The sequence below is a fragment of the Salinicoccus carnicancri Crm genome, assembly GCF_000330705.1.
Classification (GTDB): domain Bacteria; phylum Bacillota; class Bacilli; order Staphylococcales; family Salinicoccaceae; genus Salinicoccus; species Salinicoccus carnicancri.
The window spans coordinates 339,375-355,996 of record NZ_ANAM01000001.1; the positions used below are offsets into that span (position 1 = coordinate 339,375).

At 48.7% G+C, this 16,622-nt stretch carries 10 protein-coding genes, 6 tRNA genes and 3 rRNA genes; 18 read left to right on the forward strand and 1 reads right to left on the reverse strand.

The genetic code is table 11. From position 1 onward, the window contains the following. Nucleotide 1 precedes the first annotated feature (1 nt). The 14 genes from C792_RS0101795 (at nucleotide 2) to rocF (ending at nucleotide 11,567) form a co-directional block, all read left to right on the forward strand. Nucleotides 2-1,096, forward strand: a complete 1,095-nt coding sequence (locus tag C792_RS0101795) for an NAD/NADP octopine/nopaline dehydrogenase family protein (protein WP_017547733.1) — start codon at nucleotides 2-4, stop codon at nucleotides 1,094-1,096. A gap of 690 nt (nucleotides 1,097-1,786) precedes the next feature. After that, the gene (locus tag C792_RS0101805) at nucleotides 1,787-2,737 is read left to right on the forward strand and encodes a mechanosensitive ion channel (RefSeq protein ID WP_017547734.1); all 951 of its coding nucleotides are present in this window, start codon (nucleotides 1,787-1,789) and stop codon (nucleotides 2,735-2,737) included. A 130-nt stretch (nucleotides 2,738-2,867) separates the two neighbouring features. Further along, on the forward strand, nucleotides 2,868-3,914 hold the full coding sequence (locus C792_RS0101810) for an Mrp/NBP35 family ATP-binding protein (RefSeq protein ID WP_017547735.1): 1,047 nt from the start codon (nucleotides 2,868-2,870) through the stop codon (nucleotides 3,912-3,914). 15 nt (nucleotides 3,915-3,929) lie between these two features. Next, nucleotides 3,930-4,709 carry a KinB-signaling pathway activation protein gene (locus C792_RS0101815; RefSeq protein WP_017547736.1) on the forward strand — a complete coding sequence of 260 codons (780 nt, stop codon included), beginning with the start codon at nucleotides 3,930-3,932 and terminating at the stop codon, nucleotides 4,707-4,709. A 384-nt stretch (nucleotides 4,710-5,093) separates the two neighbouring features. Continuing rightward, nucleotides 5,094-6,644, forward strand: a 16S ribosomal RNA gene (locus tag C792_RS0101820). A 192-nt stretch (nucleotides 6,645-6,836) separates the two neighbouring features. Next, nucleotides 6,837-9,727 (forward strand): 23S ribosomal RNA (locus C792_RS0101825). A 133-nt stretch (nucleotides 9,728-9,860) separates the two neighbouring features. Next, a 5S ribosomal RNA gene (gene rrf / locus C792_RS0101830) occupies nucleotides 9,861-9,975 on the forward strand. The 16S, 23S and 5S rRNA genes sit together here with 6 tRNA genes alongside, the layout of an rRNA operon. A gap of 30 nt (nucleotides 9,976-10,005) precedes the next feature. Beyond that, nucleotides 10,006-10,080, forward strand: a tRNA-Asn gene (locus C792_RS0101835). Between the two features lie 29 nt (nucleotides 10,081-10,109). Continuing rightward, nucleotides 10,110-10,181: transfer RNA gene (locus tag C792_RS0101840), tRNA-Glu, on the forward strand. Nucleotides 10,182-10,187: 6 nt separating this feature from the next. Beyond that, nucleotides 10,188-10,263 (forward strand) — tRNA-Val (locus C792_RS0101845). Between the two features lies 1 nt (nucleotide 10,264). Next, nucleotides 10,265-10,348: transfer RNA gene (locus C792_RS0101850), tRNA-Tyr, on the forward strand. Between the two features lie 12 nt (nucleotides 10,349-10,360). After that, nucleotides 10,361-10,435: transfer RNA gene (locus tag C792_RS0101855), tRNA-Gln, on the forward strand. Nucleotides 10,436-10,439: 4 nt separating this feature from the next. Further along, nucleotides 10,440-10,512, forward strand: a tRNA-Lys gene (locus C792_RS0101860). 143 nt (nucleotides 10,513-10,655) lie between these two features. After that, entirely contained in the window at nucleotides 10,656-11,567 is a 912-nt protein-coding gene (gene rocF / locus C792_RS0101865) for an arginase (protein ID WP_017547737.1), read from the forward strand. A gap of 64 nt (nucleotides 11,568-11,631) precedes the next feature. On the opposite strand, the gene C792_RS0101870 is transcribed toward rocF, so the two are convergent. After that, nucleotides 11,632-12,105, reverse strand: a complete 474-nt coding sequence (locus C792_RS0101870; RefSeq protein WP_017547738.1) for an ArsR/SmtB family transcription factor — start codon at nucleotides 12,103-12,105, stop codon at nucleotides 11,632-11,634. A gap of 163 nt (nucleotides 12,106-12,268) precedes the next feature. Here C792_RS0101870 and C792_RS0101875 point away from each other — a divergent pair, with 163 nt between their 5' ends. From C792_RS0101875 to glmM, 4 genes are read left to right on the forward strand one after another with little or no spacing between them, the layout of a single operon-like run. Beyond that, nucleotides 12,269-13,216 carry a helix-turn-helix domain-containing protein gene (locus tag C792_RS0101875; protein ID WP_017547739.1) on the forward strand — a complete coding sequence of 316 codons (948 nt, stop codon included), beginning with the start codon at nucleotides 12,269-12,271 and terminating at the stop codon, nucleotides 13,214-13,216. 23 nt (nucleotides 13,217-13,239) lie between these two features. Then, on the forward strand, nucleotides 13,240-14,061 hold the full coding sequence (cdaA, locus tag C792_RS0101880) for a diadenylate cyclase CdaA (protein ID WP_017547740.1): 822 nt from the start codon (nucleotides 13,240-13,242) through the stop codon (nucleotides 14,059-14,061). Further along, a complete protein-coding gene (locus C792_RS0101885) occupies nucleotides 14,039-14,983 on the forward strand; it encodes a CdaR family protein (RefSeq protein ID WP_425413711.1) in 945 nt (314 codons plus the stop codon). The genes cdaA and C792_RS0101885 overlap by 23 nt, the downstream gene beginning before the upstream one ends. Nucleotides 14,984-15,019: 36 nt before the next feature. Continuing rightward, nucleotides 15,020-16,375: a phosphoglucosamine mutase gene (gene glmM / locus C792_RS0101890; protein WP_017547742.1), complete on the forward strand. Its 1,356-nt coding sequence runs from the start codon at nucleotides 15,020-15,022 to the stop codon at nucleotides 16,373-16,375. Nucleotides 16,376-16,622: the final 247 nt, after the last annotated feature.

Genomic DNA, 16,622 nt, shown 5'->3' on the forward strand with positions numbered 1-16,622 from the left:
TATGGCACTTAAAATCAGTATTTTCGGAGCCGGAAACGGTGGTATTACTGCAGCTGCTGATATGACGGCAAAAGGACATGAGGTCACTTTGCACCAGTCGGGGAATTCACAGAGGGACCTCACCAGCATTGCGGAGACCGGCATAATCAAATTCAACGGCAAACCGGTCAAAATCCATAAGTTTACCAGAGAGGTGGAGGAAGCGGTGCGCGGCAGAGATGTCATCATGCTGACGATACCGGCAACAGCCGTTGAGCCGATTGCCGAAAAACTCGCCCCTTATCTTGAAGATGGCCAGTATGTATTTATAAACAGTGCGAGTGCAATGAGCAGCCTGAGATTCAAACGTGTGCTGAATAATATGAAAAGGGATATCGATGTCAAAGTCGGTGAAACGATGTCACTCACATATGCATCCAGATATGATCAGGAGACGAATGAAGCGACGCTGCTCTCATACAATGAACACAACCTTTTTGCGGCATATCCTTCACGGTTCACAGAAGAAATGCTGGAGGTCCTGGGACGGATGTATGATCATCTGAAGCCGGCGAAAAGTATCATAGAAACGACACTGAACAACGGCAATCCGGAAAGCCATCCCGGACCGTCTATTCTCAATGCCGGCCGCATCGACGCTGCCGGTGATGACTTCTATCTGTATAAAGAGGGGATTACCGAGCATACAGTGAACGTCATACACAAAATCGATGCGGAGCGGCAGCAGATATGCAGGATGCTGGGTTTTGAAGCGATGTCAAAATCGGAGCGCAGCGTGAGGAGCGGCTACTTCGAAAAGTCAGGACTGCTTCGGGAACAGTATAATCATTCCCCGGTGCTCGCGGATATAAAAGGACCGGGAGATCTTGAAAGCAGATATGTGACTGAAGATGTGTCCAACGGGCTCGTCCTCTGGGCGAGCATCGGTGATGCATCCGGTGTGGAGACCCCTGTGATGGATGCTGTCATCACACTGGCCGGTGTACTGCTCGGAAGGGATTATTTCAGCGAAGGCGTCACGCTCAAGAAACTGGGCATTGAAGATGCGGATGCTGCCCGGCTCAATGCATTGATGGAATATGATCATACCAAATAGGGCACGGGCCGCATGGCCCGTTTTTTAAAACCATCTTTTTCCCGTATACGCTCACAGGCGGGCTGTGTGCATAAAATACTCCGCTCCCCTCTTCGTCGATTATAATTTCGTCAGGACGATTTTCGGTGTGATCCACCCGTATTTCCCCCGTATGTGTTTCGCCGACATGCATCTTTTTATACCCTTCCTCCAATCCAGTGGAGATGACAACGGCACATCCCGAACCTGGGATGTCCTCAGTGCCGAAACGGACCCAGCCGATTGTATCCGGGTGGTCAAAATAATCTTCCTGATTGCCGTAAGCAAGATTTTTCCGGGCGCCGGGCAGAACACCGAGTTCATCTTTTTTCCGTCAATCTTATGTTCACCGTTAATGCCGTGGCAGTCTTCGTATTATCCACGAATGTCACAGAATTCCACGGGTTTTACGCGACCATTGACCGGTCGAATATATGTGGCAGACCGAATGCTGCTTTCCCAAGCCCCGCTGTGTAGAAATTATAATGGAGCCTGACATCGGTCCTTCTGAAATTATTATGCTATGTATATCCGTTATCAGACTATTTAACCTTCTCCCCTCCGCACGGATGAAAATTTTTGACATCATACAGAAAAAAATTATGATATCCTGTTTATCGCAATTGTACTTAGGTTATAAGAAAATAGACTACAAATAAGGAGGAGTTATACATGAATAGCATCGGAGACCAATTCATGTCCGTGTTGAACAGTATTATTAACTTTATTCCAAATCTTATCAGTGCAATTCTGTTCTTACTTTTAGCATGGATCATCGCAGTAATCGTCAAGAACATTATCGTGAAAGGACTCAAAGCAGTCGGTTTCGACAAATGGCTTGAGAAGAAAGGGCTGAGCAGCCCGGATGAAGCGAAGCGGGAGTCGGAAGGACTGATAGCGACGCTTGGCAAACTTGCCTACTTCCTAGTCTTCATTCTGTTCCTTCCGCCGGTATTTGATGCTCTGAACATGCAGTCCGTTTCAGATCCCATAAGGGAAATGATGACTGCAGTGCTGAACTTCATTCCGAGGTTCTTTGTTGCAGCCGTGCTGGTTCTGCTCGGGCTGTACCTGGCTAAAATACTGGGGAAACTTGTCACGAATCTGCTTAAGAGCCTGAACGCAGGCAAATTCAATTCCTATGTGAATTTCGGCGACAAATCCAAAGAGGGCATAGATATTCCAAGCGCTCTTGGATGGGTTGTTGCAGTACTGATCGGCCTGTTCTTCGTGGTGCAGGCGCTGAGTGTACTTAACCTTGAAGTGTTCAATACGATTGGAACGGCAATCATCGCCTATATTCCATTGGTGATTTCGGCACTCATAATCCTCGCACTCGGTTTTATCGGGGGCAACCTGCTGTCCACTGTCATCACTAAAAGTACAGGAAATGCATTCGTTGGTGAAATCGCAAAATACCTTATCATCATCGTGGCAGTATTCATGACACTCGATCAGCTGAATTTTGCACAAAGCATTGTCAACCTCGCCTTCCTGTTCATCCTGGGCGCAGCGGCCATCGCCTTTGCAATCAGTTTTGGCATCGGTGGCAGAACATTCGCCGAAAAACAGCTGCATAAATTTGAAGACAAAGTACAAAAAGAAGACCGTGGCAACCAGTAACAGAATGTGATTGAATTTAATTCGAATCCAAACACTTTATACATAAAGTGTTTGGATTTTTTTGATTATATAAATAGTATGTTGTGTTATCATGAATATATTAACCATAGGCGTAAAGGAGAATTTTTGAATGATCACCAGAGATCAAGTTGAAGAAATCGTTGGAAATATAAATGATCCGATACTGAATGTACCGATTGCAGAGACAGAAGGCATTCAGGAGATCAGCATCAAAGAAGAAAAGAACCACGTAAGCATCAAGGTTGCAATCGGCCGTCTGGGAGGGCAGGAGCAGCTGGACCTTCAGATGAAGATTGTAAATGCTGTCAAAGAAGCGGGGGCTGATTCAGTCGGGCTCAGGTTCGGAGAACTGGATGAAGAAACGATCGAACGCCACCGCGGGACTGCAGGCAGCGAAGTTGAGAACCGTTTCAAGGAAAGCGATACGGAATTCATCTCCATCGCCTCCGGTAAAGGCGGGGTCGGAAAATCGACAGTTGCGGTAAACCTTGCAGTTGCGCTTGCCAATCAAGGGAAGAAAGTCGGCCTGATCGATGCAGATATATATGGTTTCAGTGTTCCGGACATGATGGGCATCACTGACAAACCGGCAATCGAGGATAAAACACTCATCCCCGTGGAACGCTTTGGGGTCAAAGTGATTTCAATGGCTTTTTTTGTAGAGGAAAACACGCCTGTCATATGGAGAGGGCCGATGCTCGGCAAGATGATCAACAGCTTCTTTGACGAAGTGAGGTGGGGGGAGCTCGACTATTTGCTTCTCGACCTGCCTCCGGGTACGGGAGATGTGGCATTGGATGTCCATCAGCTGCTGCCGCACAGTAAGGAAATCATCGTTACCACACCGCACCCGACGGCTGCCTTTGTAGCTGCAAGGGCCGGGGCGATGGCACAGCATACAGATCATGAAATCATCGGAGTCATAGAAAATATGAGTTATTTCGAAAGCAAAAATACCGGTGAGAAAGAATTCATCTTTGGCAAAGGCGGTGGCGAGAAGCTCGCCAGGGAACTGGGTGTACCGATGCTCGGACAGCTTCCTCTCGGTCAGCCGGAATGGGATGAATCTGATTTCGCACCTTCTGTCTATGGAGATGATGAAATCGGAAAAGTGTATCAGAGCATTGCAGAAAATGTAATCCGGGAAAGTGAATAGGCGGGGAAGTAGAACATGACATCAAAATATCTAGTTAAGTTTTACTTCAGGACACTCCTGCTCGGGATGATCATCACTGCAGCAGTCAGCCTGATCACTGAGTACCAGAATGTCACACGGTATCTGTTCGAAGGACAGATCGGCGAATTCCTGGCAGGACTTGTATGGTTCCTCGGCTACGGACTGCTCATTGCAACAGTCAGCCAGGTTGCTTTCTTCATATACTTGTTCCTCCATCCACTCGGCATGGGGATATTCGGGAGAATATGGCCGTATGTCCAGCTCCTGCTTGTGATGTACGCAATCTTCGACCTTTTCTATTTGAGATTCTACAGGTTTGGCCTTGAATCCGGTCAGGTCTGGAGCTTCATCTGGATTCCGGTCCTTGTCGTTGCAGCGGGCTTTATTGTAGCGGGAATGAAGAACAAATACTCGGAAGGTACGAACATCTTCATCCCGGCTCTCTTCTATATGATATTTATGACTTCAATAACACTCATTCCGTTTTTGAGTGTGGAAGATACGTCATGGATATACAGATCAGTATTCACACTCATCATATGTAATGCAGCCCAGCTTCTGACATTGCCGTCTTATATAGAGGCCTCTGAAAAAGAGAAGGAAGAGCGGGGCAGAGTGACAAAAAGTGATATCAATGAACAAAAGAGAGCTGAATTAAAACACCAGGAAGCAGCGCAGAAGAAAAAGGAAGAGTCCCAGACAAAGAAAAGAAAGAACATGAAGTATAAAAATGAGACCCGCATGGCGGAAAATCGCAAAAAGAAGAAGAAATAAATTGGGGTGAAACCCTGACATGCAGCGCTTTTGCGCTGCTTTTTCTTTATCCGGTGTAAAACTCCAATATATTTATCAATCAAATCGTTGACACTAAACCACACGCTTGGTAAGATATATCTTGTCGCTGAAACACGGCGTCCGAAAAAACAAAAGCACAGCACACATCATGAAAAACAAATTTCAAAAAGTGCTTGCAATCAAGTTGCTGGAATGGTAATATAATAAGGCAACGCAAAAAGAGAACATTGAAAACTGAATGACAATATGTCAACGTTAATTCCGAGAAAGCGACACACACAGTGTGTCACAGATTGAGGCGGACAATATAAACGCAGTGCGGTGCCGGAGACGGCACGGCAGGAGCTCGAGATGGGCTTTCCAATTATGGAGAGTTTGATCCTGGCTCAGGATGAACGCTGGCGGCGTGCCTAATACATGCAAGTCGAACGCGAGAAGAGGGAGCTTGCTCCCTCGGATCGAGTGGCGGACGGGTGAGTAACACGTAGGCAACCTGCCCATCAGCCGGGGATAACTGCGGGAAACCGTGGCTAATACCGGATAATCCTTTCCACCGCGGGGTGGAGAGTTGAAAGACGGTTTCGGCTGTCGCTGATGGATGGGCCTGCGGCGCATTAGCTGGTTGGTGGGGTAACGGCCCACCAAGGCGACGATGCGTAGCCGACCTGAGAGGGTGATCGGCCACACTGGGACTGAGACACGGCCCAGACTCCTACGGGAGGCAGCAGTAGGGAATCTTCCGCAATGGACGCAAGTCTGACGGAGCAACGCCGCGTGAGTGAAGAAGGGTTTCGGCTCGTAAAACTCTGTTGTTGAGGAAGAACGACAGGTAGAGTAACTGCTACCTGTGTGACGGTACTCAACCAGAAAGCCACGGCTAACTACGTGCCAGCAGCCGCGGTAATACGTAGGTGGCAAGCGTTATCCGGAATTATTGGGCGTAAAGCGCGCGTAGGCGGTCTGTTAAGTCTGATGTGAAAGCCCCCGGCTCAACCGGGGAGGGTCATTGGAAACTGGGAGACTTGAGTGCAGAAGAGGAGAGTGGAATTCCATGTGTAGCGGTGAAATGCGCAGAGATATGGAGGAACACCAGTGGCGAAGGCGGCTCTCTGGTCTGTAACTGACGCTGATGTGCGAAAGCGTGGGGATCAAACAGGATTAGATACCCTGGTAGTCCACGCCGTAAACGATGAGTGCTAAGTGTTAGGGGGTTTCCGCCCCTTAGTGCTGCAGCAAACGCATTAAGCACTCCGCCTGGGGAGTACGGCCGCAAGGCTGAAACTCAAAGGAATTGACGGGGACCCGCACAAGCGGTGGAGCATGTGGTTTAATTCGAAGCAACGCGAAGAACCTTACCAAATCTTGACATCCTCTGACCGCCCTGGAGACAGGGCTTCCCTTCGGGGCAGAGTGACAGGTGGTGCATGGTTGTCGTCAGCTCGTGTCGTGAGATGTTGGGTTAAGTCCCGCAACGAGCGCAACCCTTATGACTAGTTGCCAGCATTGAGTTGGGCACTCTAGTGAGACTGCCGGTGACAAACCGGAGGAAGGTGGGGATGACGTCAAATCATCATGCCCCTTATGATTTGGGCTACACACGTGCTACAATGGACAGGAACAAAGGGCAGCGAGACCGCGAGGTTGAGCGAATCCCATAAAACTGTTCTCAGTTCGGATTGGAGTCTGCAACTCGACTCCATGAAGCTGGAATCGCTAGTAATCGTGGATCAGAATGCCACGGTGAATACGTTCCCGGGTCTTGTACACACCGCCCGTCACACCACGAAAGTCAGTAACACCTGAAGCCGGTGGGCCAACCCTTACGGGAGGCAGCCGTCGAAGGTGGGACCGATGATTGGGGTGAAGTCGTAACAAGGTAGCCGTATCGGAAGGTGCGGCTGGATCACCTCCTTTCTAAGGATAATTACGGAACGGAATGGTTGACATATTGTATTCAGTATCATGTACATTGAAAACCGGATAGAGAAGCAATAAATGATTTTTAACCGAAAATCAAAGCGTAGAAAACCGAGAACTGAAATTAAAAAGAGTTCACACAAACACGCGTTGTGCCGCTTTCGGGCGGCACACTCACAAATTCATTGCGATTAAGTAATGAAGGGCGCACGGTGGATGCCTTGGCACTAAGAGCCGATGAAGGACGGAACCAACACCGATATGCTTCGGGGAGCTGTAAGTAAGCGTTGAACCGGAGATTTCCGAATGGGGGAACCCAGCACATGATTATGTGTTGCCGGCCAGTGAATCAATAGCTGGCGCGGCGGTAGACCCGGGGAACTGAAACATCTCAGTACCCGGAGGAAGAGAAAGAAAAATCGATTCCCTGAGTAGCGGCGAGCGAAACGGGAAGAGCCCAAACCAGCTTCGGCTGGGGTTGTAGGACACCGAGACGCGAGACAATGCGGAGCCGAACGGCCTGGAAAGGCCGGCCGTAGGGGGTAACAGTCCCGTAGGCGAAGGGCATTGTCTGGCACGGTGGATCCTGAGTACGGCGGAACACGAGGAATTCCGTCGGAATCCGGGAGGCCCATCTCCCAAGGCTAAATACTCCTTAGTGACCGATAGCGAACCAGTACCGTGAGGGAAAGGTGAAAAGCACCCCGGAAGGGGAGTGAAAGAGAACCTGAAACCGTGTGCCTACAAGTAGTCAGAGCCCGTTAATGGGTGATGGCGTGCCTTTTGTAGAATGAACCGGCGAGTTGTGATCTCATGCAAGGTTAAGCAGCGAATGCGGAGCCGCAGCGAAAGCGAGTCTGAAGCGGGCGACAGAGTATGGGGTTGCAGACCCGAAACCAGGTGATCTACCCATGTCCAGGCTGAAGTCCAGGTAACACTGGATGGAGGGCCGAACCGACTTACGTTGAAAAGTGACCGGATGAGGTGTGGGTAGCGGAGAAATTCCAATCGAACCTGGAGATAGCTGGTTCTCTCCGAAATATATTTAGGTATAGCCTCATGAGAGCATCGTGGAGGTAGAGCACTGTTTGGACGAGGGGCCCATCCCGGGTTACCGAATTCAGACAAACTCCGAATGCCATCGATGTGCTTCATGGGAGTCAGACAGTGGGTGATAAGGTCCATTGTCGAGAGGGAAACAGCCCAGACCACCAGTTAAGGTCCCCAAATATATGTTGAGTGGAAAAGGATGTGGCGTTGCACAGACAACTAGTATGTTGGCTTAGAAGCAGCCATCATTTAAAGAGTGCGTAATAGCTCACTAGTCAAGTGACGCTGCGCCGAAAATGTACCGGGGCTAAACATATTACCGAAACTGTGGATTAATACGAAGTATTAATGGTAGGAGAGCGTTCCAATGGCGGGGAAGCATGACCGTGAGGACATGTGGAGCGATTGGAAGTGAGAATGCCGGTGTGAGTAGCGAAAGACGGGTGGGAATCCCGTCCACCGAATGACTAAGGTTTCCAGAGGAAGGCTCGTCCGCTCTGGGTTAGTCGGGACCTAAGCCGAGGCAGAGATGCGTAGGCGATGGGCAACAGGTCGAAATTCCTGTACCGGTGATGTCCGTTTGAGTGATGTGGTGACGCAGTAGGATAGATGGAGCGTGCGACCGGAAGGGCACGTCCAAGCAGTGAGTGGTCAGGGCAGGCAAATCCGCCCTGTGTAACCATGGGCTGTGACGGGGAGCCGAAAAGAGTAGGCGAAGCCATTGATTTCACACTGCCGAGAAAAGCCGCTGGCAAGGACAGCCACCGCCCGTACCGTAAACCGACACAGGTAGTTGGGAAGAGAATTCTAAGGTGAGCGAGCGAACTCTCGTTAAGGAACTCGGCAAAATGACCCCGTAACTTCGGGAGAAGGGGTGCTCATAGAGATATGAGCCGCAGTGAATAGGCCCAAGCGACTGTTTACCAAAAACACAGGTCTCTGCCAAACCGAAAGGTGACGTATAGGGGCTGACGCCTGCCCGGTGCTGGAAGGTTAAGAGGAGCGCTCAGCGTAAGCGAAGGTGCGAATCGAAGCCCCAGTAAACGGCGGCCGTAACTATAACGGTCCTAAGGTAGCGAAATTCCTTGTCAGGTAAGTTCTGACCCGCACGAAAGGCGCAACGATTTGGGCACTGTCTCAACGAGAGGCTCGGTGAAATCATAGTACCTGTGAAGATGCAGGTTACCCGCGACAGGACGGAAAGACCCCGTGGAGCTTTACTGTAACCTGATATTGAATCTTGACCTCACCTGTACAGGATAGGTGGGAGCCGAGGAAGTGTGGACGCCAGTCTACACGGAGGCAGTGGTGGGATACCACCCTGGTGTGGTTGGGATTCTAACCCGCGCCCGTGATCCGGGCGGGAGACAGTGTCAGGTGGACAGTTTGACTGGGGCGGTCGCCTCCCAAAGAGTAACGGAGGCGCTCAAAGGTTCCCTCAGAATGGTTGGAAATCATTCCCAGAGTGTAAAGGTATAAGGGAGCTTGACTGCGAGACATACAGGTCGAGCAGGGTCGAAAGACGGACTTAGTGATCCGGTGGTTCCGCATGGAAGGGCCATCGCTCAACGGATAAAAGCTACCCCGGGGATAACAGGCTTATCTCCCCCAAGAGTTCACATCGACGGGGAGGTTTGGCACCTCGATGTCGGCTCATCGCATCCTGGGGCTGTAGTCGGTCCCAAGGGTTGGGCTGTTCGCCCATTAAAGCGGTACGCGAGCTGGGTTCAGAACGTCGTGAGACAGTTCGGTCCCTATCCGTCGTGGGCGCAGGAAATTTGAGAGGCGCTGTCCTTAGTACGAGAGGACCGGGATGGACATACCCCTGGTGTACCAGTTGTCGTGCCAACGGCATTGCTGGGTAGCTATGTATGGACGGGATAAGTGCTGAAAGCATCTAAGCATGAAGCCCCCCTCAAGATGAGATTTCCCCATCAGATCCCTCAGAGATGATGAGGTGGATAGGTTCGGCGTGTACGTGTGGCAACACATTCAGCGGACGAATACTAATCGATCGATGACTTATTCAAGAATGATGAAGAAACCGTGTTTCGGTTTATGCGCAATCTATTGCTTCTATCCGGTTTTGAATGTGACATGAAACGGGGCACTGCAGATGTTTATGCAGTGACACTGGATCTGACACATTCGCATATGACATTGTCCGGCGGCGATGGCGGAGAGGCCACACCTGTTCCCATGCCGAACACAGCAGTTAAGCTCTCCAGCGCCGATGGTAGTTGGACTGACGTCCCGCAAGAGTAGGACGCTGCCGGGCAGTGTGTTTTTGTTTTAAATTTATTAGTTTTCCACAGTAGCTCAGTGGTAGAGCTATCGGCTGTTAACCGATCGGTCGTAGGTTCGAATCCTACCTGTGGAGCCATTTTTTGTTTTAGGCATATATTTTATACTGGCCCGTTGGTCAAGCGGTTAAGACACCGCCCTTTCACGGCGGTAACACGGGTTCGAGTCCCGTACGGGTCATATTTTGGAGAATTAGCTCAGCTGGGAGAGCATCTGCCTTACAAGCAGAGGGTCGGCGGTTCGAACCCGTCATTCTCCACCATGGAGGGGTAGCGAAGTGGCTAAACGCGGCGGACTGTAAATCCGCTCCTTCGGGTTCGGCAGTTCGAATCTGCCCCCCTCCACCATTTTTATATCATTGGGCTATAGCCAAGCGGTAAGGCAACGGGTTTTGGTCTCGTCATGCGAAGGTTCGAATCCTTCTAGCCCAGCCATCATGAGCCATTAGCTCAGTCGGTAGAGCATCTGACTTTTAATCAGAGGGTCAGAGGTTCGAATCCTCTATGGCTCACTTATGGACATCTTCTTCGGAAGGTGTCTTTTTTTAATTTTTATGCATATAAACGGTTGTTTTTACATTTTTATAAATCGTTGCATAAAAATCCAATGTTGTATAATATGAAGTTATACTTGATTTGAAAAGGGGATATTTTTATGAATCATAAGGTAGATATTATCGGCGCTTCCACATGCTTCGGCCAGCCGAAACTTGGAGTGGATTTTGGACCGGATGCGATACGTTACGCCGGCCTTGTCAAAGCATTGGAAATACAGGGGATGAATGTTGAAGATAAAGGGAACATCACGGGCCAGTATAAAGTGGACCCAACACTCCATTCCGCAAAAGAGGAGATGGGGCTTCTCAATTTCGAACAGGTGAAAGATTTCAGTACTGAACTGGCGGAAGAGGTCGAAAGTTCGGTAAAACTTGGGCGCTTTCCGCTGATACTCGGAGGGGATCATTCGCTTTCGATTGGTTCCATAGCTGGAATCAGTCCGAATTACGAAAACCTTGGCGTCATATGGTATGATGCCCACGGGGATCTCAACGACAGTGAGACTTCGCCATCAGGCAATATACATGGCATGCCGCTTGCTGTGGCATGCGGCGTTGGACATGAGAGTTTGGTGAATCTTCACCAGCCCGGGGTGAAGGTGAAACCGGAAAATGTTGTTTTAATAGGCATGAGAGATCTTGATGTGGGTGAGAGGGAGTACATCAAAGAAAATGATATTCTTACTTTCACTGCAACTGACGTCAGGGAAAAAGGCATGGCCGATGTCATGGATGAGGCGATTGCCTACCTGAGAGGCAAAGTTGATGGTTTGCATCTCTCCCTTGATGTCGATGGGCTCGACCCGATGGAAACGCCGGGGACAGGTACGCCTGTTGACGGTGGTATGTCGCTTTCTGAAACACAGCTTGCGATGCGCATGCTGAATGAATCAGACCTGGTGACTTCGATGGATCTTGTAGAGGTGAATCCATTGCTTGACGAGAAGAATATTACTGCAGAGAAGGCAGTGGAGATTGCTTCATTCCTGTTTGGGAAAAAACAGCTGTAAATATAATTGTCCATATAAAAAGGGATATCATCTGTAATGGATGCTATCCCTTAAAATATTGCATTTAAACTTCATTATCATTGCTATCATCTCCCAAAGGCATGAGCTGAACCTTGTATTCATCAGTTCCTTTGGTGTTTTTCTTTTCTGAGTGCTTCTTCACAAAATTCTTGAGATCTTTTTTGAACTGTTTCAGGTCTTCCTCTTCAATGTTCAGGTTATAGGACATGCTGTCTTTCTTCTTTTCATCGGGGATATACTTCAAAAGGTCGAGATTCGGCACCACTTTTTTTGCCACGGGGGCATAAAATTTCTGGATGATACTGTTCTTCTCCTCGGTCTTTACCACATGGATGATTTCATTTTTCAGCAGTTCATTGAGATGATAGTGGATCTTTGCACGGGGAATATCCAATTCATCCGCAAGGTTCTGGCCCGTTTTAGGTTTTTCACCAAGCATGGTGAGGAGTTCGATCCGGAATGGGTCACTGACACTTTTCAGTTGGGCCAGATTATCAATAACCAGTAATTTTTTCATGAAGAAACACCCCTTATGAGATATATTTATAGTATGATTAACTGTAAATAGCTTGTCAATCAAATAAACATCTATTTACAAAAGTTGAACGCCTTTTAATCATTTGTTGCATAATTGCGAATTTGGTATGATGTAACTGTACTACAGTGAAAGGGGCAACATTATGATCGGGCAGAGAATCAAGGAAATACGCAACAATAACAATCTGACACAGGAAGAATTGGCGGACGGCATCATTTCCAGGACCTATCTCAGTTTGATAGAGAAGGGCAGCGTGCATCCTTCGACCAACGTCCTCATAAAACTGAGCGAACGACTGAACTGCTCTGTCAACGATTTTATGCAGGAAGTGTCCCATTTCAGGTATAATGATGTTGAGATACTGAGGGAGATTGCCTATTATGAACAGAAAATTGAAAGCGATGATTTCCCATCTGTAATCTCTTTCATAGAAAAAGAATATGAAATGGTCGAGCAGGTCCCACCGCAGGACAGCGGGCGGATCCATCTGATCTATGCCAAGTATTATAATAAAACAGGCGAGCCGGTAAAAGAGAAGCATCATGTGGATCAGGCGCTCAGGCTGCTTTCCACGGTTTCGGTCAACCAGTCCTACATAGATGCAATAATTTTAAAAACACACATACTGGTTTCCCAGGATGAAGTGGAAGAGGCGCTGGACCTTCTGGAGGACACGCTGTATATCATTTTAAGGCTTACTGAACTTGATCTCGGAACCATCAGGGTCATGTTTGAAATCGCTTCATGTTATCATATCAAGAAGGAGTATTTTACGTCTGAGCGGATTCTTCTGAGACTGAAAAAACAGTCGGAAATCCTTCATATAGACTACAAAAGGGACACATTCAATCTTCTCGAGGCAAAAAACATGGCAATGCTGGAGTCTTTCGAAAAATTGGAAAAAATGACCGAACATGAAGATTCGCCGTCAATGGTGCTTCTGAACTGCTATGCAAGTTTCAATAATGGCAATATCAAAGAATGCAAGAGCAGGTTCAAAAGCATGGGGATTGAGAAAAGCATGTTCAGAGGAGATGTGGTTTTAACCGGCATATATGACATGCTGGATAAGCGTTTGGATTTTATTTGAAATATTGAGAGAGGGACGGCAATATGCAGACAGATAATTTTTTTGAGAACGTCACAACGGCAGCCATAATTTCGAGCATTGTCGATTTGCTGATTGTCTGGTACGTACTTTATCTTCTGATTACCGTAATGAAAGGTACGAAAGCCATCCAGCTGATCAAAGGGATATTCTTCATCCTGATCGGCCGGGCGATCAGTAATTTTTTCGATCTTGCGACGACGACACAGATGTTCGATACAGTTTTGGAGTGGGGTTTTTTGGCGATTATTGTGATATTCCAGCCGGAACTCAGACGGGCGCTTGAACAGCTCGGCCGCGGGAGCCTCTTCCGTACCAGCAGTACAGCAGCAAGTTCGGAACATGATAAGATGCGGGAAGCCATGGTGAAATCCATCAGATACATGGCAAAACGCCGCATCGGGGCGCTGATCGTCTTTGAAAAGGAGACGGGGCTGAAGGATTACATCGAAACGGGAATACCCATAAACGGAAACATATCATCAGAGCTTCTGATCAATATATTTATCCCGAACACTCCGCTGCATGACGGGGCCATGATTATACAGGGGGATAGGATTGCCACAGCTGCCAGTTACCTGCCACTGTCCGACAGCAGCAAGATTGCCAAAAATCTTGGAACAAGGCACAGGGCGGCTGTCGGTGTATCGGAAGTGACCGATGCATTCACTATAGTGGTCTCCGAAGAAACAGGCAACATCTCAGTGACTTATGACAGTAAGCTTACGCGCGAAATATCACTTGAAGAGCTTGATTCCATGCTGAAAACACATTGGAGTCTGCTCCCTGAATTGAAGGAAGGAGGTGGACTCTTTGCTAGAAAGTAAATGGGGACTCAGATTTGTGGCCCTGGTTCTTGCATTGTTCATGTTCCTTTCTGTAAATGACGTTTTTGAAAATCTGTTCAATGATGACGGTGAAAATCCCGAATCACAGATGATTGAGGGTGTGCCGGTGGAGTTGCAGTATGACAAGGAGAACTACTATGTCTCCGGTGCTCCGTCAGAGGTCAATGTCCAGCTGTTTGGAAACAATTCCAATGTGAAAAGGCTCCAGACAACAAGGGATTTCAATGTTTCCCTCGACCTCCGGAACCGGGATGTGGGAGAATATGAGGAGCACTTCACAGTGGAGGGACTGCCTGAGAATGTCACGGCTGAAGTTGTTCCTCAGACTGCAAACATCAACATACAGGATCTTGTTACAAGAACATTCGAGGTGCAGGCTGAGGTGAGTGAAAGCCGGGTGGGACCGAACCACCAGCTCTCCGAGGTCAACGTCATACCGTCCACGGTCACTGTGATGGGTGGCGAAAGTGAAATGAATCGTATACAATATGTGCGTGCCACACTGAATGACAGCTCAAGGATCACAGAGGACCGCGTCGAAGAGGCGGAAGTAAGTGTATTCGACTCACAATTCAACAAGCTTGATGTGCGGATCGATCCAACCGACGTAAGGGTCGAAATCTCGGTGGACGAGCGCAGCAAGGAAGTCCCGGTGGAATTTGAAGTGAACGGTGAAGTTGCTGAGGGCCATACGCTGGAAGATGTTCAGCTCAACTATGAAAATGTGACGGTATTCGGCAGCGAAGAAGTGCTCGCAAATATCGATTCTGTCAATGTTGAAGTGAATGTGGACGGCATGGAAAATTCAGAAACGAAAGACATAGAAATGGAACTGCCTGAAGATGTCAGTAAAACAGAGCCGGCAGTGCTGCAGGCAGAAATAGAAATAACCGAAAGTTGACTGACATAAGACTACACAATGAAAAAGGAGAAAGACATGGGTAAATATTTTGGTACTGATGGAGTAAGAGGCGTTGCAAATACGGAGCTGACTCCGGAACTGGCTTTTAAACTGGGAAGGCTTGGCGGATATGTACTATCCGGGCAAAAAGAGGAGGATAAACCGACCGTGCTGGTCGGACGCGACACACGCATTTCCGGTGAGATGCTGGAATCAGCGCTCGTTGCCGGGCTGCTTTCCATGGGAGCGGAAGTGATGCGCCTCGGAATCATCTCCACCCCGGGTGTAGCATACCTTACGAAAGAGATGGAGGCAGATGCGGGTGTAATGATATCCGCATCCCACAATCCGGTGGCGGATAACGGCATCAAATTCTTTGGTTCAGACGGTTTCAAACTCTCTGATGCGCAGGAAGAGGAAATTGAAAAACTCCTCGATGCAGAGGAAGATACGCTGCCAAGACCGAGTGGTACCGCGCTTGGCCATAAATCCGACTACTTTGAAGGCAGCCAGAAATATGTGAGCTATCTCAAGTCCACAATTGATACGGACCTGGAAGGTTTGAAGATTGCGCTGGACGGTGCCCATGGTTCCACATACTCGCTTGCTCCTTATCTCTTTGGTGATCTCGAGGCGGATACAGTGACGGTCGGGTGTAACCCGGACGGCACCAACATCAATGATGGCGTCGGTTCTACACATCCGGGCAAACTGGTTGAACTCGTGAAAGAACAGGAAGCGGATTTCGGGCTTGCCTTCGACGGTGATGGGGACCGCATCATTGCAGTGGATGAGAATGGAGAGATCGTCGACGGCGATAAGATCATGTTCATCCTTGCCCAGCACCTGAAGTCCATAGATATGCTGAAGGATGACATGGTCGTCTCCACAGTGATGAGCAATCTGGGATTCTATAAAGCTCTGGAAGCCCATGGCCTGAACAGTGACAAGACCAAAGTCGGCGACCGCTATGTAGTGGAGGAGATGCGCTCAGGTGGATACTCACTCGGCGGCGAGCAGTCCGGACATATCATCATGATGGACTACAATACTACAGGTGACGGCCTGCTGACAGGCGTCCATCTTGCTGCAATCGTCAAGGAATCCGGCAAAAAGCTCAGTGAACTGGCAGCGCAGGTGGAAACATTCCCACAGGAGCTCGTAAACGTACGTGTGACAGATAAATACAACGTAGTGAACAACGATAAGGTTTCTGCGAAAATTGATGAGGTAGAGGCGGATATGGACGGTAATGGACGAATCCTCGTCCGTGCCTCCGGTACAGAACCTCTGGTCCGTGTCATGGTGGAAGCTGAAACTGAAGAATTAGCCGAGCAGTACAGCAATGATATTGCTGAGGTCGTCAAGGCTGAAATGGGTCTCGACAAATAATGGAAGAGCAATCCTGCCGGTCCGGATATCCCGGGCCGGCAGTTTTTTATGACCATACCTCCAAAAATGTCGGTTTGAGTCAGTTTAATACGAAATTTTTCTGTTGCAGTATATACATATTTCCCTTACAATGTGAATGTTGACTAAAAGGAGGGCAGGATATCAAAAACAATCGGAATAGCGCCTGAGCAGATGGGAGCCATCTGCTGACGAGGAGGACAGCCATCGAATTTCGGCGGATGCTGTC

Excerpts from the sequence above, each read along its gene's own strand:
- C792_RS0101795 (WP_017547733.1), top strand. The coding sequence starts at position 2 with ATGGCACTTAAAATCAGTATTTTCGGAGCCGGAAACGGTGGTATTACT.
- C792_RS0101805 (WP_017547734.1), top strand. The coding sequence starts at position 1,787 with ATGAATAGCATCGGAGACCAATTCATGTCCGTGTTGAACAGTATTATT.
- C792_RS0101810 (WP_017547735.1), top strand. The coding sequence starts at position 2,868 with ATGATCACCAGAGATCAAGTTGAAGAAATCGTTGGAAATATAAATGAT.
- C792_RS0101815 (WP_017547736.1), top strand. The coding sequence starts at position 3,930 with ATGACATCAAAATATCTAGTTAAGTTTTACTTCAGGACACTCCTGCTC.
- rocF (WP_017547737.1), top strand. The coding sequence starts at position 10,656 with ATGAATCATAAGGTAGATATTATCGGCGCTTCCACATGCTTCGGCCAG.
- C792_RS0101870 (WP_017547738.1), bottom strand. The coding sequence starts at position 12,105 with ATGAAAAAATTACTGGTTATTGATAATCTGGCCCAACTGAAAAGTGTC.
- C792_RS0101875 (WP_017547739.1), top strand. The coding sequence starts at position 12,269 with ATGATCGGGCAGAGAATCAAGGAAATACGCAACAATAACAATCTGACA.
- cdaA (WP_017547740.1), top strand. The coding sequence starts at position 13,240 with ATGCAGACAGATAATTTTTTTGAGAACGTCACAACGGCAGCCATAATT.
- glmM (WP_017547742.1), top strand. The coding sequence starts at position 15,020 with ATGGGTAAATATTTTGGTACTGATGGAGTAAGAGGCGTTGCAAATACG.